Annotated in this window: 20 protein-coding genes and 1 tRNA gene; 16 read left to right on the top strand and 5 right to left on the bottom strand. The window is 61.2% G+C overall.

Annotation, left to right across the window (positions count from 1 at the left end):
• Positions 1-2: 2 nt before the first annotated feature.
• Entirely contained in the window at positions 3-1,061 is a 1,059-nt protein-coding gene (purM, locus tag KDW95_RS08000) for a phosphoribosylformylglycinamidine cyclo-ligase (RefSeq protein WP_255855758.1), read from the bottom strand.
• Positions 1,062-1,209: 148 nt separating this feature from the next.
• Between purM and KDW95_RS07995 the strand changes: the two genes are divergently transcribed.
• From KDW95_RS07995 to tcdA, 5 genes are all read left to right on the top strand, one after another.
• On the top strand, positions 1,210-2,292 hold the full coding sequence (locus KDW95_RS07995; protein ID WP_255855757.1) for a DUF2066 domain-containing protein: 1,083 nt from the start codon (positions 1,210-1,212) through the stop codon (positions 2,290-2,292).
• Positions 2,289-3,383, top strand: coding sequence for an AI-2E family transporter (locus KDW95_RS07990; protein WP_255855756.1), 1,095 nt, complete (start codon positions 2,289-2,291; stop codon positions 3,381-3,383). The genes KDW95_RS07995 and KDW95_RS07990 overlap by 4 nt, the downstream gene beginning before the upstream one ends.
• Positions 3,376-4,080, top strand: a complete 705-nt coding sequence (gene hda / locus KDW95_RS07985) for a DnaA regulatory inactivator Hda (protein ID WP_255855755.1) — start codon at positions 3,376-3,378, stop codon at positions 4,078-4,080. The genes KDW95_RS07990 and hda overlap by 8 nt, the downstream gene beginning before the upstream one ends.
• A 167-nt stretch (positions 4,081-4,247) precedes the next feature.
• A complete protein-coding gene (locus KDW95_RS07980) occupies positions 4,248-4,463 on the top strand; it encodes a hypothetical protein (protein ID WP_255855754.1) in 216 nt (71 codons plus the stop codon).
• An 18-nt stretch (positions 4,464-4,481) separates the two neighbouring features.
• On the top strand, positions 4,482-5,294 hold the full coding sequence (gene tcdA, locus KDW95_RS07975) for a tRNA cyclic N6-threonylcarbamoyladenosine(37) synthase TcdA (RefSeq protein WP_255855753.1): 813 nt from the start codon (positions 4,482-4,484) through the stop codon (positions 5,292-5,294).
• 21 nt (positions 5,295-5,315) lie between these two features.
• Here the strand turns inward: tcdA and KDW95_RS07970 are convergent, their stop codons facing one another.
• Complete coding sequence (locus tag KDW95_RS07970) at positions 5,316-5,918, bottom strand: LysE family translocator (RefSeq protein WP_255855752.1); 603 nt, start codon at positions 5,916-5,918, stop codon at positions 5,316-5,318.
• Positions 5,919-6,005: 87 nt separating this feature from the next.
• The gene (locus tag KDW95_RS07965) at positions 6,006-6,944 is read right to left on the bottom strand and encodes a LysR family transcriptional regulator (RefSeq protein WP_255855751.1); all 939 of its coding nucleotides are present in this window, start codon (positions 6,942-6,944) and stop codon (positions 6,006-6,008) included.
• A 274-nt stretch (positions 6,945-7,218) separates the two neighbouring features.
• Between KDW95_RS07965 and KDW95_RS07960 the strand changes: the two genes are divergently transcribed.
• The 4 genes from KDW95_RS07960 to KDW95_RS07945 all read left to right on the top strand — a co-directional run bounded on the left by KDW95_RS07960 (position 7,219) and on the right by KDW95_RS07945 (position 12,914).
• The gene (locus tag KDW95_RS07960) at positions 7,219-8,259 is read left to right on the top strand and encodes a hypothetical protein (RefSeq protein WP_255855750.1); all 1,041 of its coding nucleotides are present in this window, start codon (positions 7,219-7,221) and stop codon (positions 8,257-8,259) included.
• Between the two features lie 428 nt (positions 8,260-8,687).
• Complete coding sequence (locus tag KDW95_RS07955) at positions 8,688-9,668, top strand: TAXI family TRAP transporter solute-binding subunit (RefSeq protein ID WP_255856482.1); 981 nt, start codon at positions 8,688-8,690, stop codon at positions 9,666-9,668.
• Positions 9,669-9,777: 109 nt separating this feature from the next.
• Positions 9,778-12,396 (top strand): TRAP transporter permease, encoded by a 2,619-nt coding sequence (locus KDW95_RS07950; protein WP_255855749.1) that lies wholly within the window; start codon positions 9,778-9,780, stop codon positions 12,394-12,396.
• A gap of 68 nt (positions 12,397-12,464) precedes the next feature.
• Positions 12,465-12,914 (top strand): universal stress protein, encoded by a 450-nt coding sequence (locus tag KDW95_RS07945; RefSeq protein ID WP_255855748.1) that lies wholly within the window; start codon positions 12,465-12,467, stop codon positions 12,912-12,914.
• 36 nt (positions 12,915-12,950) lie between these two features.
• Here the strand turns inward: KDW95_RS07945 and KDW95_RS07940 are convergent, their stop codons facing one another.
• Positions 12,951-13,856 (bottom strand): MurR/RpiR family transcriptional regulator, encoded by a 906-nt coding sequence (locus KDW95_RS07940; protein WP_255855747.1) that lies wholly within the window; start codon positions 13,854-13,856, stop codon positions 12,951-12,953.
• A gap of 132 nt (positions 13,857-13,988) precedes the next feature.
• Here KDW95_RS07940 and KDW95_RS07935 point away from each other — a divergent pair, with 132 nt between their 5' ends.
• The 3 genes from KDW95_RS07935 (at position 13,989) to KDW95_RS07925 (ending at position 16,058) form a co-directional block, all read left to right on the top strand.
• Complete coding sequence (locus KDW95_RS07935; RefSeq protein ID WP_255855746.1) at positions 13,989-15,332, top strand: aspartate aminotransferase family protein; 1,344 nt, start codon at positions 13,989-13,991, stop codon at positions 15,330-15,332.
• Positions 15,329-15,889: a carboxymuconolactone decarboxylase family protein gene (locus KDW95_RS07930; RefSeq protein WP_255855745.1), complete on the top strand. Its 561-nt coding sequence runs from the start codon at positions 15,329-15,331 to the stop codon at positions 15,887-15,889. The genes KDW95_RS07935 and KDW95_RS07930 overlap by 4 nt, the downstream gene beginning before the upstream one ends.
• Before the next feature lie 94 nt (positions 15,890-15,983).
• Positions 15,984-16,058, top strand: a tRNA-Gly gene (locus KDW95_RS07925).
• 254 nt (positions 16,059-16,312) lie between these two features.
• Here KDW95_RS07925 and KDW95_RS07920 read toward each other — a convergent pair.
• Entirely contained in the window at positions 16,313-17,113 is an 801-nt protein-coding gene (locus tag KDW95_RS07920) for a helix-turn-helix transcriptional regulator (protein WP_255855744.1), read from the bottom strand.
• A gap of 133 nt (positions 17,114-17,246) precedes the next feature.
• On the opposite strand from KDW95_RS07920, the gene KDW95_RS07915 reads away from it, so the two are divergent.
• The 4 genes from KDW95_RS07915 to KDW95_RS07900 all read left to right on the top strand — a co-directional run bounded on the left by KDW95_RS07915 (position 17,247) and on the right by KDW95_RS07900 (position 21,461).
• Positions 17,247-18,203, top strand: a complete 957-nt coding sequence (locus tag KDW95_RS07915) for an ornithine cyclodeaminase family protein (protein WP_255855743.1) — start codon at positions 17,247-17,249, stop codon at positions 18,201-18,203.
• 209 nt (positions 18,204-18,412) lie between these two features.
• Positions 18,413-19,909, top strand: a complete 1,497-nt coding sequence (gene nhaC, locus KDW95_RS07910) for a Na+/H+ antiporter NhaC (RefSeq protein WP_255855742.1) — start codon at positions 18,413-18,415, stop codon at positions 19,907-19,909.
• Complete coding sequence (locus KDW95_RS07905; protein WP_255855741.1) at positions 19,909-21,189, top strand: NAD(P)/FAD-dependent oxidoreductase; 1,281 nt, start codon at positions 19,909-19,911, stop codon at positions 21,187-21,189. Before nhaC ends, KDW95_RS07905 begins: the two co-directional genes overlap by 1 nt.
• Before the next feature lie 86 nt (positions 21,190-21,275).
• Positions 21,276-21,461 carry a hypothetical protein gene (locus KDW95_RS07900; RefSeq protein WP_255855740.1) on the top strand — a complete coding sequence of 62 codons (186 nt, stop codon included), beginning with the start codon at positions 21,276-21,278 and terminating at the stop codon, positions 21,459-21,461.
• Positions 21,462-21,479 lie beyond the last annotated feature (18 nt).

The following is a 21,479-nucleotide window of genomic DNA, read 5'->3' as shown; positions in this document are numbered from 1 at the left end:
GCTCAGGCCCCCGCGTTGCGCAGCTCGACCTGCTCCTCGCCATCCTGTGCGGCTTCGATCTGGCCGATAACCCAGGCCTGCTCGCCGGCAGCGCCCAGCAGGGCCAGGGCCTTGTCGGTCTCGGCTGCCGGTACGGCGATCACCATGCCGACGCCACAGTTGAAGGTGCGGTACATTTCGCGCGCATCGACGTTGCCGTTGCTCTGCAGCCACTGGAAGACGGGCGGCAGTTCCCAGGAGGCAGTGTTGATCACGGCCTTGCTGGACTTGGGCAGTACGCGGGGGATGTTCTCCAGCAGGCCGCCACCGGTGATGTGGGACAGGGCATTGACCTGACTGTCCTTGATCAGCTGCAGCACGGACTTGACGTAAATGCGGGTCGGCGCCATCAGGGCGTCAGCCAGGGTGGTGTCACCCATGGGCTGGTTGAGGTCGGCTTGGCTGACCTCGATGATCTTGCGGATCAGGGAGTAGCCGTTGGAGTGGGGGCCCGAAGCGCCCAGTGCAATCAGGCTGTCGCCGGCCTGCACGCGGCTGCCGTCGATAATGTCGGCCTTCTCGACCACGCCGACACAGAAGCCGGCCAGGTCGTAGTCTTCGCCTTCGTACATGCCCGGCATTTCAGCGGTTTCGCCGCCCACCAGTGCGGCGCCTGCCAGTTCGCAGCCACGGCCAATGCCGGTGACGACGTCGGCGGCGGTTTCGATGTTGAGCTTGCCGGTGGCGTAGTAGTCGAGGAAGAACAGCGGTTCGGCGCCGGCTACAACCAGGTCGTTAACGCACATGGCCACCAGGTCGATACCAATGGTGTCATGCTTTTTCAGATCCATGGCCAGGCGCAGCTTGGTGCCGACCCCGTCTGTTCCGGATACGAGGACTGGCTGACGATACCCGGCCGGGATTTCGCACAGGGCGCCGAAGCCGCCGAGTCCGCCCATGACTTCGGGGCGCGCGGTGCGTTTGGCGACACCCTTGATGCGCTCAACCAGGGCGTTACCCGCGTCGATATCGACACCAGCGTCTTTATAGCTCAGTGATGTTTTGTCGGAAGCGGTAGACATGAATCAGATAACCTTTCAGCAACGGGGTTGGCGGCAAAAAATGAAGGCGACATTCTATCAGGTTGCGCGTGGGGCGGCTATTGTGTGTTAGAGTTTAAGCATCTTTTGCCTCGCTGCTCGCCGGTTTTATCGTCGTTGGGAATACCTCATGTTTATCAAATACTTGCGTCAGACTTTTGCCTGTGTTGCGTTGCTGTGGGCGATCTCTGCGGGCGCGGTTGCCGTGCCGGATCTGTATAGAGCGGAAATTAATGCATCCGCGACCGAGATCCAGCCTTCTGAGCGGCAGGTTTCAGAGGGTCTGGCGCAGGTGCTGATCAAGCTTAGCGGCGATACCGAGGTGGCTGACCGGGAGGGGTATCCGCTGCTGCTGGATCAGGCACAGGAACTGCTGCTCGAATACGCCTATCAGAGTACGGCCGATGGCGGGCGCCAGCTGCGGCTTGACTATGACGGTGCGCGGCTTGATGCGCTGCTGCGCGAGCTGGGTATTCCAGGCCCAGGCGCGCAGCGTCCGGCACTGCTGCTGTGGCTGGTGCACAAGGAGGCCGGCGCCGGCGAGGATTATATCGCTGCCGATCATCCGGCCATGCAGGCGCTGATGGCACAAGCGCAGCGTCGTGGGTTGGCGCTGCAGCTGCCGTTGCTCGACCTGCAGGATCTGCAGAACCTGCCGCCGGAGCAGCTCTGGCGCCAGGCAGCGGATGCCGTGCGCCGGGCCTCGCGGCGTTATGCGCCTGAAGCCGTCCTGGCTGGCCGGGTCTGGTATGAAGGAGGCTACTGGTTCAGTGAGTTCGAGTTTTCCGGCGAGCGCTGGGAAGCGCAGCGTTTTGCACCAGCCGGCGAGCTGGATGCGCAAATGATGGATGTTGTTGATACGGTAGCGGATCGTCTGCTGGAAAGTGCCGCGCCGGCGCCGCTGCAATACCGGCCCCAGGGACTGGTGTTGCAGGTTGAGGGTATCAACAGCCAGGGCGATTATCTGGCGCTGGTTGAGCGCTTGCGCGCAATCGATGGCGTTACTGCGGTTTTTCCACAGCTGCTGTCCCGTGAGCGTCTGCGCCTGCATGTGCAGCTGGATTCCAGTGTTGAGCGGCTGCAGGAAGCGCTGCGCCTGGATAGTCAGCTGGAACCCGTCGGGCGCTCGGTTGGCGCGGAAAGTGGAGATGAAAGCCTGCTGCAGTATCGCTGGCAGAGCCGGGAATTTGGACGCAGGGATGGTATGCAATGACCGAATCGCAACGCTGGTTTCTACTGATCGTTACCCTGGTGCTGGGCGCGCTGGTGTATGTGCTGGCGCCGATTCTGGCGCCTTTTCTGGTGGGTGCGCTTTTGGCCTACCTGTTCGACCCGGTGGCAGACCGGCTGGAGGCGAAGCTGGGCCGCACCGGTGCGGTGGTGACGGTTTTCGTATTCATGACGGCCCTGATGGCACTGACGGTGCTGTTGCTGTTGCCGCAACTGGGCCGCCAGGTTCAGGTACTGCTGGAGCGGGTCCCCATGATCATCGACCTGTTCGAAACGCGCCTGGTGCCGCTGCTGGAGTCGACGCTGGGAGTGGATCTGGCGGCCATGGATCTGGGCATGCTGAAATCCATGCTGGCGGGCAACTGGCAGCAAACCGGCAATCTGATGGCGCAGCTGGTGGGCGGCATTACCCGCTCGGGGCTGGCGGTACTCGCCTGGATAGCGAACCTGGTGCTGATTCCGGTGGTGCTGTTCTATTTGCTGCGCGACTGGGACCTGATGATGGCCCGCATTCGCATGCTGCTGCCCCGTTACCTGGAGCCCAGGGTTGCCCTCTGGGCCACGGAATGTGATGAGGTTCTCGGTGCCTTTATAAAGGGGCAGCTGCTGGTCATGCTGGCGCTGGGCATAATTTATGCTACAGGTCTGTGGCTGGTGGGGCTTGATATTGCGCTGTTGATTGGTATGCTGGCCGGCCTTGCCAGTATCGTGCCCTATATGGGGTTCATCATTGGTATCCTAGTCGCCGGTATCGCGGCCTTTATTCAGTTTCAGGAGCCCATGGTGCTGATCTGGGTGGGCGCGGTCTTTGCGGTTGGGCAGGCGCTGGAAGGCATGGTGCTGACGCCCTTGCTGGTGGGCGACCGGATAGGTCTGCATCCTGTTGCCGTGATCTTTGCGATCATGGCCGGTGGTCAGCTGTTCGGGTTTGTCGGCGTGCTGTTGGCATTGCCGGTTGCGGCGGTGATCATGGTGCTGCTGCGCCATTTGCACCAGGGTTACAAGAGCAGCACGCTATATGGGTCGGCGCAGGTTGCCGAAGTGGAATTGCTGAATACAGAAGCGGATGAATAACACGGCACCTTTCCAACTCCCGCTCGGTGTATCGCTGCGGGATGATGCGCGTTTTGAGAATTACCTGACCGGTGCCAATGGCCTGGCTCGCGCCATGTTGCAGCAGGCCGCCGAAGGTGAGGGCGAGCTGCTGCTTTATCTCTGGGGAACGCCAGGGGTTGGCTGTACCCACCTGTTGCAGGCCGCCTGTCATGCCAGCGAGCCGGCCCGGCGCACGGCAGTGTACCTGCCGCTGCAGGAGCTGCTGCACCTGGGGCCAGGCATTCTGGAGGGCATGGAGCACCTGGATCTGGTCTGTATCGACAATATCCAGCTGGTGGCGGGCAAGAAACCCTGGGAAGAGGGGCTGTTTCACTTTTTCAACCGCATTCGCGCGCAAAACAATCGCCTGGTGGTCGCGGCAAACAGTGCACCGCGCCAGCTTGGCATCAAGTTGCCGGACCTGGCATCTCGCCTGAGCTGGGGCATGGTGTTCCAGTTGCATGCCCTGCCGGACGAGGACAAGGAACGTGCACTGCAGTTGCGTGCCCAGGCGCGCGGCTTTCAGTTGTCCAGCGACGTGGTGCGTTACCTGATTCATCATTCCAGCCGTGATATGGGCGACCTGTTCGGTTTGCTCGAACGGCTGGATCAGGCGTCTCTCAGTGCCAAGCGCAAGATCACCATTCCGTTCATCAAGCAGGAGATGGGCTGGTAATTTCGGCCCCTTCAATGTGTCATTCTGCCCCTGCGGGGATTCTCTGTGAGCTTTATCCATACCGGCTTGGCGCTGGCTGCGCACGGGTGTGCGGGATGACGGCAGCCCTGTATCTTGTTAATTACGTTAGCTGATTTCTGAAGTTCAACCCTGTGGTGAGGATAACAATGCTAGACGAGCGAATCATGCGGGATTTCAGTGCCCGGGACGAAGAAGAGCAGCAGGCCTTTGTGACCCAGACCTGGTGTGACAACTGCCAGCAGGCAAATCTTGGCATGCACAGCGTAATCGAGTATGAACACAAGGGCATTCTGTTCATCGAGGGCAAATGCAAACGTTGTGATCAGCCGGTCTTGACCGAGCTGACGGACGATGACTTCTGACGGGCGGGGCTAGACCGGGTGTCGAACGAATTTGAAAACCGCTTTGGCGGCAGTCGCAGGCTCTATGGCGTGGATACGGTGGAGCTCTACCGTCGCAGTCACGTCTGCGTGGTGGGTATTGGCGGGGTCGGCTCCTGGGTGGCCGAGGCGCTGGCACGTACGGCCATTGGTCGCATTACCCTGGTCGACCTGGATGATATCTGCGTGACCAATACCAACCGCCAGATCCATGCCCTGAGTGGCAATATCGGCCGCTCCAAGGTTGAAGTCATGGCTGAACGCATCCGCGCAATCAATCCGCAAGCGGTGGTGGGGCAGGTTGAGGAATTCGTCACCACGGAAAACCTCGCCGAGCTGATTACCGACGAGTTCGACTATGTGGTGGACGCCATCGACAGCCTGCGGGAAAAATCCGCCCTCATCGCCCATTGCAAGCGACGCAAGATTCCGCTGATTACCATCGGCGGTGCCGGCGGGCAGGTTGACCCGACCCGTATCGATATTGCCGATCTGAGCCGCACCAGCCAGGACCCGCTGGCCGCCAAGGTGCGTTCCTGGCTGCGACGCCATTACGGCTTCAGTACATCGAAAAAGTTTGGCGTGGACTGCGTTTATTCGACGGAGCAGCTGGTGTATCCGCAGCCTGATGGCACTGTTTGCCAGCAGAAGACCCTCAGTGAGGGGAATACGCGGCTGGACTGCGCTGGTGGCTTTGGCGCCTCTGTCTGTGTCACGGCCAGCTTCGGATTCGTGGCGGCGTCGCGCGTGCTAAAAAAGCTGCAGGAGCGTGAAGCGCGTCGGCTTGAGACGCTTGAAGGCGGTAAGGGTTAACGCCCTGTCGCTGCCTGTTTCCTACCCCAGTCCGACCTTGATCCCCAGTGCCATCAGCGTTACGCCGATGGCGCCTTCGATACGCGCCCGTGCCCGTGCCAGAACTTGCTGGACGGCAGGTCTCGTCAGCAGCAGGACCACCAGACTTAGCCAGGCAAGCTCAATGCTCACCGGGGTCAGCCCGTACAGCAGCAATGCCGACCAGCCGTGAGCCTGCTGCAGTACCTGGGAAAACATGGCCATGAAAAACAGCAGGACCTTGGGATTGAACAGGCTGATCATGAGTCCGGCGAGGAAGTTGTTCTGGTCCGCGGTGGCAGGGCTGCTGTCCCCGCCCTGGGGCTTGCGGCTGCTGAGCAGGTAAACCACTCCCATATAGAGCAGGTAGGCGCTGCCGAGCCAGCGGATGCCGGCGTAGAGGCCCGGTGACTGGCTGATCAGGGTGGCGATACCGACCAGAGACAGGGAAGCGTGTATCAGCAATGCCGTGGCAAGTCCTGCCGCGGTAACAAAGCCGGCCCTGCGGCCGCGGCCCAGGGTATTGCGCAGCACGATGGCCATGTTCGCCCCCGGAATCATGGCGCCGAGCAGGGTAATGCCGGCAAACAGTAACCACTCGAACATCGTATCAGACCTGGTGTTATTGACGTGTGCGCCAAGTTTAAGGCGTGGCAGCGCAGCCTCGCCAATCGCCATTGCTGATAGTGGTTATTACTCTGTGTTATGGCCTGGTGCCGGTTTGGAAAAGCGTGATTTCTCCAGGGCGTCGTAAAAGCGCTCGCGCACAAAGCGATGGGCTGCATCATGTTGCTGGCGCTGATGCCAGATCAGTGAATACCGCACCTGTTCGACGTTAAATGGCAGCGGGCGCAATGCCAGGGCGTACCGTTCCCGCAGGTTGTCAGCCATGTGGGTGGGCAGGGTCAGGATGCAGTCGCTGCTGGCGCAAAATGCCAGCGCCGAGTGAAAGAAGGGCACCGTGATCCGCACACGCCTCAGCTGGCCGAGCGTCGCCAGGGCGCTGTCCAGGGCCTGGTTCTTGTCGCCGCCACCGCTGATGCTGATATGGTCGGCACCGCTGTACTGCTCCAGGTCAGGTCCGCCCTGATCAAGCAGAGGGTGTCCGTCACGCAGAAGACAACTGAAGGTGTCTTCGCCGACCTGGCGGCCATGAATGTCGTCGGGCACCTGGTCCAGTATGCAGGCCGCCAGATCCATGCGACCTTCGCGCAGGTCTGTAATCATGGCGGGCTCCCACAGGTGGAAATGCAGCTGCAGCCCGGGCGCGGCGCGGCAAAGGTCCTCAACCAGTACCGGCAGAATATGTTCGCTGGTGTAGTCGGTGATGGCGATGTTGAAGCGGCCCCGAAACAGCGCCGGGTCGAACTGCTCGGGCATCAGCAGGTTTTCAATATTAAGCAGCAGTGGCGCAATCTGGCTGGACAGGACTTCAGCCCTGGGTGTCAGTTGCATGCTATTGCCGACCCGGATCAGCAGTGGGTCACCCAGCAGGGTGCGCAACTGGGCCAGATTTCGACTCATGGCCGGTTGCGTCACAAACAGGGCGCGCGCGGCCTGGCTGACGCTGCGGCAGCGCAGCAGCTGGTGCAGTGCCGTCAGCAGGTTGAGATTGATGCGAGAGAGTTCCATGTCGCAAGGATATCAGTTTGGGTTATATCGGACTATAACGCCGGCTGGTGAGCGATGCTGCCACCGGCACGGGGGCTGGAACCCAGGCCCCGGCTGACGCCCCTGGCATGCGAGGACGAGAAAAAACCTTTACCCCGGACCCTGGGGTATATAATTATCGAGTGGTGCGCTATGCCAGCCAGGACAGTGCCGAACCCGTTGTGTTTGCCAGGTCACTGGCCGTGGCGGGTCTTGCCAGTCATGCCCCACGGCCGAAATCGAGTGTGGAGGATAGATGCAGCCTGATCGTGAGCCGCTGAACCGGTTGGATTCGACAGATCCGGAGCCTGCGCCTGCAATGGGTGGCGGGCTGGATCGCGGCTTCGGCCATATGTTGCAGCAGGCGGCCATATCACCGCAGCTCGCAGCTGAGCTGGCGTCGGATCAGCCTGGCTGCAGGCTGTCGCCGCTTGAAAAAACGCTGCTGGCGCGCTGGCCGGTGCCGGCCTATGCCGCGGTGCTGCGTGACCCGGTGCAGGCGCTGGAAGAAGGGCGGCCGGACTACGATATCTTTCTTGAAGGCGCCCAGCTGGTGCTTGACGAGCTGAGCCGGTTCGATATTTCCGAATTGATCGAGCTGCGTTTCCCGGTGGGTGGCGTTCTTGTTGGCTGGCACCGGTTTGAGTTGTCCGACCTGTTCCTGGGGCAGATCTGGCTCGCCCAGGCGCCGATGCTGGATTGGCTGGCCGGTCACGGGGTGCGGCTGGAAGCGCTGGCGGCACGCGCGCGTCCCTACGCGCTGGCCCAGGCTGCACTCTGGGTTGAGCGCGAAACGGGCCAGAATCGGGAGCAGGCGATTGTTACGGGGCAGCTGTATCCCTATTTGCAGCGCCTGTTTGGCGCGGCCTTTAACCTGCTGGGCGTGAATCCACTGCAGGCGACGCAAGTATCGACTGCGGGCTTTGAGCCCCTGTTGCTCGCTGGTGGTGCCTTGCGCCTGGAGGGTGTCAAGGCGCCGCCCGGGCGGGCTTTCAGCATGCTGGATATCAATGTGCGCTGCACTACGGCGGGTGAGTTGCGTTGTGCCGCGCAGCTGCTGTACGAACAGGGTCTGCTCGGTGCACAGTCATGCGCGTTGCTCAGTCATGCAGATTGCTTTCAATTGCATGAGGTGCAGCTTCAGGCGGCGAATAGTACGTACGACTGGATTGATGTCTTCGAGCAGGCACTGGCGGCTCTGTGGATGCACGGTGATCTGGGTGACAGCGTTCAGGCGGTTGTGAGCTTGCTCAAGTCGGCGGATCTGGTTGGCCAGGTGGAGCCGGTTTCAGGTTAACGGGCGTTTTGGCGGTAGTGCCTGTCGCCGGGAGGCTGATTTAACGTTCCTGTCGTGCTGTTTCGGCGCACCATTTATCTGCTCCGGTTGTTGATTCGGTTTCTGCCGGGCGATTCTGTAGGCCGTTAGTGTCCCGTTCGCTTCGGTCTGTGCAGGAGGCAGGCGTATTGGCAAAACTAGGCCTATGCTTTAGCAGCTGGAGTCGGCTTAAAATAATGACCAAACCGACAGGAAATGCGGTGCAAAACAGGGAATAATGCGGCGATTTTGGCTTAACCGATTGATTTTATAAACGTTATGTCCGACCCTGTCAGACTTGGCCTTGGCGCCTTGCCGTTCGCTCCAGGGCACCGACTCAGTAACCTCGCAGTGGCGGTCACGTGCCGCAACATGGCCGGGGAATAACCAACAAGGAAGCAGAGCACATGATGAAATTAAAATCCGCCTTCACTGCCTCGGCTCTGGCCGCGGGGGTCATGCTGTCGGGCGCTGTACAGCACGCATCGGCAGCGGATCCGACTTACGTCACCATTGGCACCGGCGGACAGACCGGCGTGTACTATGTGGTGGGTCAGTCGATCTGTCGACTGGTCAATCGTGGCTCCGACGAGCACAACATCAAGTGTACAGCACCGTCCACCGGCGGCTCCGTTGCCAACCTGAATGCCATCCGCGAAGGCGGACAGGATATGGGCGTGGCGCAGTCCGACATGCAGTTCCATGCCTATAACGGCACCGACAAGTTTGAAGAGCAGGGAGCCAACCCCGAGCTGCGTGCCGTTTTCTCGGTACACCCTGAACCCTTTACCGTTGTTGCCCGGGCTGACTCCGGTATCACGGTGTTCGATGACCTCAAGGACAAGCGTGTTAACGTCGGTAACCCGGGTTCCGGTCAGCGCGGTACCATGGAAGTGCTGATGGAGCGCAAGGGCTGGACCCTGGATGATTTCAAACTCGCCTCCGAGCTCAAGTCCTCCGAACAGTCCCAGGCGCTGTGCGACAACAAGGTCGACGCCATCATCTTTACCGTGGGTCACCCCAATGGCTCCATCAAGGAAGCCACCACCTCCTGTGATGCCGTAATGGTGCCGGTGGAAGGTACGGAAGTGGAGACGCTGATCAGCGAAAATGACTATTACGCCAAGGCGGTGATTCCGGCGGGCATGTACAAGGGGACCGATGCCGATACGGCTACCTTTGGTGTGGGCGCGACCTTTGTCTCTTCAACCAAGGCCGACGCGGACGTGATTTACCAGGTGGTCAAGTCTGTATTTGACAACTTTGATCGCTTCAAGCGCTTGCACCCGGCGTTCGAGAACCTGGACCCTGCGCTGATGATCAAGAACAACCTGTCTGCACCCTTGCATGACGGTGCGGTGCGCTACTACAAAGAACGTGGCTGGATGTAAGCTACGGATTTTACTTTAAACGGCTTGCCGCAATGGCAGGCCGTTTTGCGTTTGGCTCGCAGGGTTTAAAGTGGGTTTTGCGGGTGCAGTCTATCTAAGCGGAGACGTTATGAGCGACCCAACAAGAGGTTCGTCAGCCATTGATGAGGCCGGACTACAGGATATGGTTGCTGCCACCGACAGCGGTGCACGCAATCCCCGGGGCTTTCAGAAAATGCTTTTGCTCGGCACGGCGCTGGGCTGGTCGCTGTTCCAGCTCTGGATTGCCTCCCCGCTGCCGTTTTATGACTGGCCGCTGATCGGCAGCTTCGGCGTCTTCAACGATACCGAAGCGCGCTCCATTCACCTGGCGCTGGCGGTCTTTCTGGCTTTCATGGCGTATCCCGCCTTCGATGGTTCGCCGCGCGAGCGGGTGCCGGCGGCGGACCTGGTGCTGGCGTTGCTGGGTGCCTTTTCGGCCGCCTATCTGTTTATCTTCTATGTCGAGTTGTCGAGCCGCCCGGGTGCGCCGATCATGCAGGATCTGGTGGTGGCCTGTATCGGTGGCGTATTGCTGCTGGAGGCAACGCGGCGTGCCCTGGGGCCGCCGCTGGTTATCGTGGCGCTGGTGTTTCTGGTCTATACCTTTGCCGGCCCCTATATGCCGGAAATTATCGCCCACAAGGGCGCTAGCCTGAAAGAAGTGGTGAACCATCAATGGGTTACCACCGAAGGCGTGTTCGGTATTGCGCTGGGGGTATCAACCAGCTTTGTGTTTCTGTTCGTGCTTTTTGGCGCGCTGCTCGACAAGGCCGGCGCCGGCAATTATTTCATCAAGGTGGCGTTTTCGCTGCTCGGCCACATGCGTGGCGGGCCCGCCAAGGCGGCGGTTGTCTCCTCCGGCATGACCGGGCTGATTTCCGGCTCCTCCATCGCCAACGTGGTCACCACGGGCACCTTTACCATTCCCATGATGAAGCGGGTGGGTTTCAGTGCCGAAAAGGCCGGTGCGGTCGAGGTGGCCTCATCAGTCAATGGTCAGATCATGCCGCCGGTCATGGGGGCTGCGGCCTTCCTGATGGTGGAATATGTGGGGCTGTCCTATGTGGAAGTCATTACCCATGCCTTTCTGCCGGCGCTGATTTCCTATATCGCGCTGGTGTATATCGTCCATCTTGAAGCCCTGAAACTGGACATGCAGGGCCTGCCGCGGCGTGGTGCCGTGCGGCCCTGGCAAATGCGCCTGATGGGCCTGTTGCTGGGCTTTATGGGCACGGCGGTGGTGGCCCTTGCGGTCTATTTTGGCATTGGCTGGATCAAGCCGCTGCTGGGGGATGCCGCCGGCATCGTGATAGCGCTGCTGCTCTTTGGCGTCTATGTCGGATTGATCCGCTTTGCCGCGGGTTATCCCGAACTGGAGCTGGATGACCCGAACTCTGAGGTGGTGGAGCTGCCGGAGACCGGGCCTACGGTGAAGTCCGGTTTGCACTTCATTCTGCCGGTCGTGGTGCTGGTCTGGTGCCTGATGGTCGAACGACTGTCTCCGGGACTGTCTGCCTTCTGGGCCAGCGTGCTGATGATGGTCATACTGGTCACTCAACGGCCGCTGTTTGCGCTTTTCCGCAAAGAAGGGCAGATCTGGGCGGCCTGCAAATCCGGCTTTGACCAGCTGATTGATGGCCTGATCACCGGGGCCCGCAACATGATCGGTATTGGCATTGCCACGGCGACGGCCGGTATCATCGTCGGGGCCGTGTCCCAGACCGGTGTCGGTTCGGTGCTGGCGGACCTGGTGGAGGTCATGTCCTTTGGCAACTTGCTGCTTATGCTGATACTCACCGCGATACTGAGCCTGATACTGGGCATGGGGCTGCCGACCACCGCCAACTACATCGTGGTGTCGTCCTTGCTGGCACCGGTGATTGTGACACTGGGACAGGAGTCCGGGCTGATCGTGCCGCTGATCGCAGTACACCTGTTCGTGTTCTATTTCGGCATCATGGCGGATGTGACGCCCCCCGTCGGGCTGGCGTCCTTTGCGGCAGCGGCCGTATCCGGTGGCGATCCGATTCGCACGGGGTTTGTGGCCTTCTTTTACAGCCTGCGCACGGCGATTCTGCCATTCCTGTTCATCTTCAATACCGACCTGCTGCTGATCAACGTCGACTGGCCCCACGGCATCATGGTGTTTGTGATATCGACCATCGGCATTCTGCTGTTCACCGCCGCAACCCAGGGGTACTTCCTGGTGCGCTGCCGCCTGCACGAAACGCTGTTGCTGCTGGTCATTGCCTTTTCGCTGTTCCGGCCAGGCTTCTGGATGGATCGCATTGTGGATCCCTTCGAGGTGAGAGACGGTGCGGCGCTGCTGGATGAATCCCTGGATATTCCTTCAGGCACGTCCCTGCGGCTGCATATTCTGGGCGAGGACGAGATCGGCAGTGCGCGTCGCTTCGTGGTGCTGCTGCCGGCGGGTGAGGGCGAGAACACACGGGATCGGCTGATGGATGCGGGTGTCGAACTGATGGATGACAACGGCAAGGCGCTGGTGGATGCGGTGTCCTACGACAGCCGGGCCGAGCACGCCGGGCTGACGTTTGACCAGGTCATCGAGCGTATCGAGATTGCCCAGCCGCAGCCTGCCAAGGAGCTGATCTTTATACCGGCGCTGTTGCTGCTGGTGCCGCTGGTGTTGATGCAGCGCCGCCGGCGTCCTGCGCCGGTGCAGGGCGGGACCGCGAAGGCCTGATAACTGGCCACCCGCTTCAGGGCGGGCGGCCCAGATGAAACCGGCCAAAGGCCGGTCGAGGAATGTTCATGTTCAAAACAATCCTGATACCGGTTGACCTGGAAGAACCGGCCTTTGCAGAGCCTGCCATCGCGGTGGCGCTGCGCGAACTTGACCGCGATGGCGGCAGTATCCATTTGATGACGGTGATGCCGGGTTTTGCGTCCCCGCTGGTGGCGTCCTATTTCGATCCTGCCGTACTGCAAAAGGCCCATGACGGGGTGAATCGGCACCTGGTGGAGTTTGCCGCCCGGCAGCTGCCCGCCGATGTCGCGCACAGCCTGTCGGTACACCAGGGCCATCCCGCCGAGCGGATCATCAAGCAGGCGGCGGCTATCCAGGCGGACATGATCATTATGTCAGCGCATCATCGCAGTCGCCTGGACAGCGTGTTGCTCGGTTCAAATTCGGCCCGTGTCGTCGAGCGTGCACAGTGCTCGGTCATGATCCTGCGGGAAGCCCCCCAGGCCCGACCCTGATCTCTTGCGCCGGGGTGACCCGGCGGCATCTTCCTGTCAGGTCAGCGGCGCCAGTTCGCTGATCATCTCCTCCCGGCGGCGCAGCCTGTCCAGTGCGGTATCGGCCAGTCTTGCCGCGACTTCGCTAAGTAGTGCCTCGCCCAGTACAAAAAAACCGGCCATGGCGTTGCTGTAAAACAGGCTGCGATTGGGCACACAGAAACTGCAGTCGGCAATGTCGTGCAGTGGTGAGCGGTTGCTGTCGGTCAGTGCAATGATGCGGATGCCGTGGCGCCTGGCGACTTCGGCCGTCTTGATCACGCTGGCGGTATAGGGAAAGCAACTGGCTACAATCAATACATCGCCGGGTTGCAGGGGGCTTAATGCATCGGCGATACCCTGTCGCCCGGCCTCCAGCGCGGCGGTGTTGGGGTGCAGCATGCCAAGTGCGTAGTCCAGGAAATAGCTCAGGGAGTAGAACTGACGCACACCAAATATACGCACCCGGGGGGCCGCTGCGATCAGGTCTGCCGCCTGGCTGAAGTGGGCAGGGTCGATATTCTCGACCATGCTGGTGATGTTGCCGCATTCCTGTTGTGCAATTTTGGCAGCCAGCCCGTTATCAACCTGGTCTGGCGTGCGTACCAGGTTGCTGGCCTGGTCGCTGTAAAAGTGCAGCGGGCTGCCGGTAAGTTCGAGCTGAAACAGCTGTTGCAAACCGTTGAAGCCGCCAAGGCCCAGGCGGCGGGCCAGGCGTGTCAGGGTTGATGCATTGACGCCATGGCGTTCGGCGAGCTCGGTGATGGAGGCCAGGGCAACTTGCTGCGGAGCATCCAGCATGGCGGTCAGCACCCGGCGTGACTGGCCGCCGAGGCGGATCGGCCCTTGTTTGCTGTCCAGGTCCGTCAGCAGTCGGCGCAGGCTGTCGAGATTGTGGGGCGGGGTAAAGTGCGTGTCGTGCATTGCCAGAATCCGCTGCAGGTCGTTCGAGGGTAATTCGGTGGGTATTGTAATGCATGTAAAGGCAAAAATAATTGCCAGTTGCGTTAAAAGCAAATATATTTGCGTTTTGTTGCCATCATTGAGTGCACCGCCATGAGTCGTGTCTTTCACCGCAATATCCACCAGTTCTATCCGGTTGCTGTCGCCGGTGATGGTCCCTACATCATTGCGGCTGACGGACGCCGTTATCTTGATGCCAGCGGTGGGGCGGCCGTCTCCTGTCTGGGTCACAGCGCCACCGAGGTGGTAGAGGCCATCCAGAAGCAGGTGGCGAGCCTGGCTTACGCCCATACGTCCTTCTTCACCACCGAGCCGATGGAGCAGCTGGCGGATTTTCTTGTCGAGCGGGCGCCGGCAGGGCTCGAGTATGTTTACTTTGTATCTGGCGGCTCGGAGGCGGTAGAGGCGGCGCTGAAGCTGGCGCGGCAATACTTCACCGAGACTGGGCAGCCTCAGCGCAGGCATCTTATCGCCCGGCGCCAGAGCTACCACGGCAATACGCTGGGGGCGCTGGCTACCGGTGGGAACGCCTGGCGCCGGGCCCAGTTTGAGCCGCTGCTGACCCAGGTCAGCCATTTGACGCCCTGTTACGCTTACCGAGAACAGGGTGCCCAGGAATCGGATGATGCCTTCACGACGCGCCTGGCACGGGAACTGGAGGATGAGATTCTGCGCCTGGGTGCGGACGAGGTCATGGCCTTCGTGGCGGAGCCCGTTGTGGGGGCAACGCTGGGAGCCGTGCCGCCGGTGGCGGGCTATTTCCGCAAAATTCGCGAGGTGTGCGACCGCTACGGCGTGCTGCTGATCCTGGATGAAGTCATGTGCGGCATGGGGCGTACCGGAACACTCTTTGCAATCGAAGAGGACGGTGTCAGCCCCGACATCACGACCATCGCCAAGGGGCTGGGCGCGGGTTATCAGCCCATTGGAGCAACCCTGGTCAGTGGCAAAATCTACGATGCGATAGCACAGGGCAGTGGTTTCTTTCAGCATGGGCACACCTATATCGGCCACGCGACGGCCTGTGCTGCGGCTCTGGCGGTACAGCAGACTATCGAGTCCCGCCAGCTGCTGTCCCGGGTGAAGGTGCTGGGTACGGCCCTGCGGGCGCGCCTACAGGAGCGTTTTGGCGAGCATTCCCATATTGGCGACCTGCGCGGCCGCGGCCTGTTTCAGGGGCTGGAGCTGGTGCTGGACCCTGACACCAAGGCGCCTTTTGATCCGTCGCTCAAGCTCAATGCACTGATCAAGCGTGCCGCGATGGAGCAGGGGCTGATGTGTTACCCCATGGGGGGCACCATCGACGGTCGCCAGGGTGATCATATTCTGCTGGCGCCGCCCTTTATTCTTGAAGAAGCACATCTGGATGAGCTGGTCGACAAGCTGGACCGTGCCATTGCGGCGGCCCTGAAAACCGTAAAAGGCAAGCGCGCATGAAATCACGTTTGAGCGAATTGGCAGCCTCGCAGATGAGCCCCGAACAGCAGCGTGTGCTGGATGCCATTCTCAGCGGGCCAAGAGGTAACCTGGATGGTCCCTTTCTGGCCTGGATTCACAGCCCCGGGCTGGCGGACCATGCCCAGGCACTGGGGGCTTACTGTCGCTACCATACCTCCATGCCGCTGCGCCTGTCGGAGCTGGCGATCCTGGTGACGGCGGCCTGGTGGCAGTCCCAGGCCGAATGGCAGATCCACGAACCGATCGCGCGCCAGGCCGGAATCGCCGATCCCGTAATTGATGCACTGTGCCTGGGCACCACACCTGAGTTCGAGCGCGCTGACGAGCAGCTGGTGTATCAAATCGGCTGTACTCTGTATCAAACAAGGCGTATCGACGATGCGCTTTATCTTCGCGCCGTCGCCGAGTTTGGTGAGCCTGCGCTGGTCGAGCTGGTGGGAATCTTCGGCTATTACGCCCTGGTTGCCATGACCCTGAACGTGTTTGAAGTACGCCGCGATGGCACGGCGCCCCTGCCGTTCGAGGAACCGGCATAGGCGACCTGTAACCGGGCTCGCCGTGACTGTGCGCCTGGCCTGTCAGGCGCCGCCCTTGCGCGCATTGCCGCGCAGCGCTAAATTGGCTGCTGAGGCGGGTATCGTATAGTGGTTATTACTCGAGCTTCCCAAGCTTGCGAGGCGGGTTCGATTCCCGCTACCCGCTCCAGAACACCATCCCATCAGCTCCACACTTCCTAAAACAATCCTGTTAAATCAATAGATGCGGGATTTTGCCTGCCCTGGCTCCCGGCGCCCTGAGCGAAATCCCCGGACCTTGGGTAGCAAACGGTACAGAAAGTGGTACTTCAATGCCGTGAGCGCCCGTTCCTCAGGAGGCTGGTGGGGCCTGGGGGCGGTAACGCGCATTGCACCCTGCGCATTGCATGAAGTGTCGGTCTGTAAAGGCCAATGCCGGATGGGTCAGTTTGTATCCTGCAATGCACGCCGGGCCTGGCCCGGCGTCTCGTTGAAACGTTTTTTGTAGGCGCGCGAAAAGCTGGAGGCATCGGCGAAGCCGACTTCGAGCGCCAGGGTGGCCAGTGGCATTCGGCTGTTGAGCAGCAGATAGCGGGCGTGCTGCAGCCGCCGGTGCATCAGGTACTGTTGTGGGGTGGTGCCGAACTGGCGCTGGAACAGGTAATGAAAATGGCTTTCGCTCAGGTTCATTGAGCTCGCCAGCGCAGCATTGCTGGGGGCCTGGGCAAGCTGGCTGTCGATATAACGGTTCAGCTGCGCTACGTCGAGGCGCGTCCGGGCCGGGACCGGGACGCTGTCGCTCAGGTAAAGCTGGCACAGCTGTGTCATGAAAAGCGATACCAGCTGGCAGCTGACCAGGGCGTTGCTCTGATCAGGGCCGCGCTCCAGCTGGGAGGCCGCGAAGTCCAGCAAGGGCAGGGTGCTGGCATTCAGCGGAATGATGTCCGGCCGCTGGAACAGGGTCTCGCTGAACTGCAGATCACAGGCCGCTTCGAGGGACGCAATGTAAGGATCTGCCAGGGACACGTCAATCACCAGCAGCTCGCTGCTGTCGCTCAGCCCCTCGTACAGATGACCGGCGGATGCCGGTACCAGGGCCGCGGTACCGCTGGCAAGACGCCCGGCGGTATCGGCAAAGCGGCAATCCATTCGGCCGCGCCAGCCAATCAGTACCTGGGCGTAATCATGACTGTGCTCGCCGCTCTGGCGAGCGATCAGGTTGCGACGTGCCTGGCTGTTGTTCATGGATTCAGGGTCCGCACCCGGTGGGGAAAGGGCAGTTTCATAGTCTGGGTATGGAACCCCAGAGCCTCGGTCAAGGGTAATGATGTCAAATTCGTTACCATGACGGCACAGAATAACAACGGGAGAAGCCGTTATGCAACTGAACGCCGAGCAGGTCTGTGAAGCGCTGCCCTGGGATCTCATGATCGATGCGCTGAGTGATATTTTTGCCCGCGATGATGTCTGTGCGCCGGTACGTCATCACCACGGCGTCGAGGTGCCGGGCGAGCCGCAGGCCACGCTGCTGCTGATGCCGGCCTGGATTCCGGGAGAGTACCTGGGCGTCAAGCAGGTGAATGTGTTTCCCGGCAACAGCGCCCGTTTTCAGCCGGGTCTGAGCAGTCATTACCTGCTCAGCTGCGGACGCACCGGCAGTCCGCTGGTGCAGCTTGAGGGTAATGAAGTCACAGCCCGCCGTACCGCGGCGGCCTCGGCGCTGGCATCCCGTTTCCTGTCCCGCGAAGACAGCCGGGAGCTGCTGATGGTCGGTGCCGGGCGCATGGGGCGGCGTTTGATTCCGGCCCACATGAGCGTGCGCCCGATTTGCCGCGTCCGTGTCTGGGACCGCAATCCCGCGGCTTCGCAGGCGCTGGTGGCCGAACTGAGGGCCGCCGATATCGATGCCCGGGTCTGTGCGACCGAAGAGTTGCAGCAGGCCGCTGGCACGGCGGACATCATCAGTTGCGCAACCCTGGCCACAGACCCCGTGATTCTGGGGGATTGGCTGAAGCCCGGTACGCACCTGGATCTGGTTGGCAGTTTTACGCCGACGATGCGTGAAACGGACAACCGCGCCATGCAGCGATGTGCGGTCTTTGTCGATACCCGGGCCGGGGCTCTGTGCGAAACCGGCGATCTGATTATTCCGATCCGTGACGGTGCCATTACGCCTGAGACTATCCTCGCGGAGTTTGCCGACCTGTGCCGCGGCCGGCATCCGGGGCGCTCCGCCCTGGAGAATCCGGCAGGTGCCATCACCCTGTTCAAGTCCGTGGGCGACTCGCGCGAAGATCTCGCGGCGGCCATCCTGGCCTACCGGAACCTGAGCTGACGACTGATGCGTCTTGGGCCTTTCCTGCGGGGAAGGCTCTTTTTTATGCCCAGGACAAAGGCGCCCTGTGTGCAGGGGGCAGGCCCAGCAAGCGGTCACAGGTTCGTGACGATAGGGATGCAGCAGGCAGCATGCCAACGCCCAGGCGTGACGACCGACAATAACAAAGAGGGAAAGACCCCGATCTTTCACCTCGCGGAGTTCCGGATATGACACAGCAAATACCTCCCCCCAGGCAAGCAATCGAGATGCCCAGCCTCTGGGTCGCGCTGATTCCCATCGTGCTGACGATTGCTCTGCTGGGATTGCAGATTTTCTACTATGACGACTTTACGCCCCACATTGCGCTGGCCATCGGCTTCGCCATTACCGGCCTCGTGGGCTGGGCTCAGGGATACCGCTGGCAGGATATTGAGGCCGGCGCCTTTCATGTGCTGCATGTGGCGATGCCCTCGATCGCGACCCTGATCGTGGTCGGCATGCTGGTCAGTACCTGGATCGCGAGCGGGACTGTGCCGCTGCTTATTTACTACGGACTCGAGCTGATTGACCCGGCCTGGTTCCTGGCCGCCTCGATGCTGCTGTGCGCGGTGGTCTCGCTGTCGATCGGTTCGAGCTGGACCACCGTGGGCACCATTGGCCTGGCGCTGGTGGGCATAGGGACGGCTTTTGGCATCCCGCTGTACTGGACCGCAGGCGCGGTGGTTTCCGGCGCCTTTTTCGGCGACAAGATCTCGCCGCTGTCGGATACCACCAACCTGGCAGCAGCGGTGACCGAAACCAATGTCTTCGATCACATTCGCAACATGATGCCGACCACCATCCCTGCAATGGTGATCGCATTTCTGGTGTACCTGCTGGTGGGCGGCCAGGCCAGTGTCGATGCATCCCAGCTGGAGCAGATAGGGTTGTACCGGGCCGGATTGAGCGAACACTTTGATCTTGGCTTTGTGCCGCTGATTCCGCTTCTGGTGGTCATCGGCATGGCGTTTTTCAAGGTGTCTCCGATACCGGCCCTGTTTACGGGCTTTGTCATTGGCGCGCTGGTGGCCGCGATCAACTACGGCTATGGCCTGAACGACCTGCTGACCTTTGCCCATAGCGGTTTCACGATCAGCACGGAGTCCCAGGCTCTGGATAGCCTGCTGAATCGCGGGGGTGTCACATCCATGACCTGGGTGGTGACCCTGATGATGTTTGCCCTGGCATTCGGCGGAGCACTGGAACGTACCCGCTGTCTGGAGTCGGTGGTCAGTGGCATCATGCAGCGCATCGGTGGCTTTCGCGGGCTGCAGACCAATGCGATTTTGACCTCGGTGGCGACCAACATCGTTTCCGGCGACGTTTACCTGTCGATAGCACTGCCGGGTCGCATGTATGGACCCGAGTACAACAGGCTGGGTTACAGCCGGCTGAACCTGTCCCGTGCGATAGAAGAGGGCGGAACCCTGGTGTCGCCGCTGATTCCATGGAATGCCGGTGGCGCCTTCGTGATCGGCGCGCTGGGGCTGACGGTGGTTGGCGGTGACTACAGTAATCTGCTCTATGCGCCTCTGGCATTCGCCTGCTGGCTGTCACCGGCCATCGGTATCCTCTATGCGCAGACCGGCTGGTTCTCGCGCCGCGCCGACAAGAACGAGATGCTTGTCGGCATTGAACCGGCGGCTGGCAAGGGTGGCGTGAATATGGCGAAGGGAAGTGCCTGATGCAGCCGCGCAACGCTAACGTTGAACCGGGAAACCGCAACGATACCCTGGCGGTCGTCGGTGCCGGCGTCGTCGGGCTCTGTACCGCGCTACAAGCCCAGCGCCAGGGTTTCAGGGTCACCCTGATTGACCGGGAGGAGCCCGGCACGGGTGCCTCCTTTGGCAACGCGGGTTACCTGGCCACCGAGTTGGTCGAACCGCTGTCGAGCGCAAAAACCCTGCGTTCGGCACTGTCGATGTGGCTCAATCCCGACGGGCCCCTGGCACTGCCGCTGGGCTACCTGCACCGCATCATGCCCTGGCTGGTACGCTTTGTCGTCGCGGCACGGCCAGCGCAGGTCGCGCGCTCGCGCCAGGGACTGCTGGCACTGAACCTTGGCGCCGTGCCAGCCTGGCAGCGTTGTCTGGATGATATTGGCGCCGGCGGGCAGCTCTGTCGCAGTGGCTACCTGCTGGTGTGGGAGTCCGCGAGTGGGCTCGAGGATGCCCGCCGGCATGCCGAGTCGCTGCAGCGCTATGGCATGCCTACCGAGCTGGTGCAGGGCGCTCGACTGGCTGAGCTGGAGCCGGCGCTGGCGGGTCGGGTTAACCATGCGCTCTATTTCCCCGAGGCCTGCCAGGTACGTGAACCCTATCGATTGTGCCAGCTGCTGTTTGCCGCCTTTCAGGCGCGCGGTGGATCTTTCCTGCAACAGGAGGTTGCCGCCTTGCGGCCTGAAAGTCATGGCGTGGTGCTGGAAACCGGTGCGGGCTGCCTGGATTTCGATCGGGCGATTGTCTGTACGGGCGCCTGGGGCAAGCGCCTGCTTCAGGGCGTGGGGGTCAGGGTGCCGTTGCAAGCGGAGCGGGGTTACCACCTGAGTTTTGCTGCCGCCAGCACCTGCCTGCGACGGCCGATCGGGTCGGCGGAGCGCCGTTTTGTCATGAGCCCGCTGGACTCGGGGCTGCGGGCGGTGGGTTTTACTGAACTCGGCGGCTTGAAGCTCAAGCCTGTGCGGCGCCGCTATGCCAGCCTGCGTCGCCACAGCCAGGCGTTGCTGCCAGGGCTGAGCGACCCGGCTGTCGAGGTACGTGAATGGATGGGGCACCGGCCAACGCTGCCCGATTCGCTGCCGGTGATTGATCGTCATCCGCAGCATGAGCGGCTGCTGTTTGCCTTTGGCAATCAGCACCTGGGCCTGACCCAGGCCGCGATCAGTGCCGAGCTGGTGGTCAGCCTTATGCAGGGTACGCCGCCACCGATCGACCCGGCACCGTACCGCGTCACGCGATTCCACTAGGGGCTGGCGGGCAGCCCTCCCCGGGAGAGTTGCCCTGATGTACCTTGCGGGCTATCAATGTCGCTTTCCAAACAGCGGGGCGGAGCATGGGGATCTTGTTGCACAACTACAATATTGTTCGCATTACCGATGGCAGCAATATTATCGAATGTACCATCATGAAGATGTGCCCGCAGTACGCGGTCGTCAAGTACCGGGGCAGGAAATACAGCATCACCTACGACCTCATCGACCAGGTGGTTGGCCACGAGCTACTGCTTCCCTGCGACTGATCGGGGCCCTGGTGGCGC

The sequence above is a fragment of the Marinobacterium rhizophilum genome (genome assembly GCF_024397915.1).
Classification (GTDB): domain Bacteria; phylum Pseudomonadota; class Gammaproteobacteria; order Pseudomonadales; family Balneatricaceae; genus Marinobacterium_A; species Marinobacterium_A rhizophilum_A.
Note: the sequence above shows the minus strand (reverse complement) of the source record. Positions and strands in the feature narration are given on the sequence as shown.

Bases quoted from the DNA above. Each gene is read 5' to 3' on its own strand.
- purM (WP_255855758.1), bottom strand. From the start codon at position 1,061: ATGTCTACCGCTTCCGACAAAACATCACTGAGCTATAAAGACGCTGGT.
- KDW95_RS07995 (WP_255855757.1), top strand. From the start codon at position 1,210: ATGTTTATCAAATACTTGCGTCAGACTTTTGCCTGTGTTGCGTTGCTG.
- KDW95_RS07990 (WP_255855756.1), top strand. From the start codon at position 2,289: ATGACCGAATCGCAACGCTGGTTTCTACTGATCGTTACCCTGGTGCTG.
- hda (WP_255855755.1), top strand. From the start codon at position 3,376: ATGAATAACACGGCACCTTTCCAACTCCCGCTCGGTGTATCGCTGCGG.
- KDW95_RS07980 (WP_255855754.1), top strand. From the start codon at position 4,248: ATGCTAGACGAGCGAATCATGCGGGATTTCAGTGCCCGGGACGAAGAA.
- KDW95_RS07970 (WP_255855752.1), bottom strand. From the start codon at position 5,918: ATGTTCGAGTGGTTACTGTTTGCCGGCATTACCCTGCTCGGCGCCATG.
- KDW95_RS07965 (WP_255855751.1), bottom strand. From the start codon at position 6,944: ATGGAACTCTCTCGCATCAATCTCAACCTGCTGACGGCACTGCACCAG.
- KDW95_RS07960 (WP_255855750.1), top strand. From the start codon at position 7,219: ATGCAGCCTGATCGTGAGCCGCTGAACCGGTTGGATTCGACAGATCCG.
- KDW95_RS07955 (WP_255856482.1), top strand. From the start codon at position 8,688: ATGAAATTAAAATCCGCCTTCACTGCCTCGGCTCTGGCCGCGGGGGTC.
- KDW95_RS07950 (WP_255855749.1), top strand. From the start codon at position 9,778: ATGAGCGACCCAACAAGAGGTTCGTCAGCCATTGATGAGGCCGGACTA.
- KDW95_RS07945 (WP_255855748.1), top strand. From the start codon at position 12,465: ATGTTCAAAACAATCCTGATACCGGTTGACCTGGAAGAACCGGCCTTT.
- KDW95_RS07940 (WP_255855747.1), bottom strand. From the start codon at position 13,856: ATGCACGACACGCACTTTACCCCGCCCCACAATCTCGACAGCCTGCGC.
- KDW95_RS07935 (WP_255855746.1), top strand. From the start codon at position 13,989: ATGAGTCGTGTCTTTCACCGCAATATCCACCAGTTCTATCCGGTTGCT.
- KDW95_RS07930 (WP_255855745.1), top strand. From the start codon at position 15,329: ATGAAATCACGTTTGAGCGAATTGGCAGCCTCGCAGATGAGCCCCGAA.
- KDW95_RS07920 (WP_255855744.1), bottom strand. From the start codon at position 17,113: ATGAACAACAGCCAGGCACGTCGCAACCTGATCGCTCGCCAGAGCGGC.
- KDW95_RS07915 (WP_255855743.1), top strand. From the start codon at position 17,247: ATGCAACTGAACGCCGAGCAGGTCTGTGAAGCGCTGCCCTGGGATCTC.
- nhaC (WP_255855742.1), top strand. From the start codon at position 18,413: ATGACACAGCAAATACCTCCCCCCAGGCAAGCAATCGAGATGCCCAGC.
- KDW95_RS07905 (WP_255855741.1), top strand. From the start codon at position 19,909: ATGCAGCCGCGCAACGCTAACGTTGAACCGGGAAACCGCAACGATACC.
- KDW95_RS07900 (WP_255855740.1), top strand. From the start codon at position 21,276: ATGGGGATCTTGTTGCACAACTACAATATTGTTCGCATTACCGATGGC.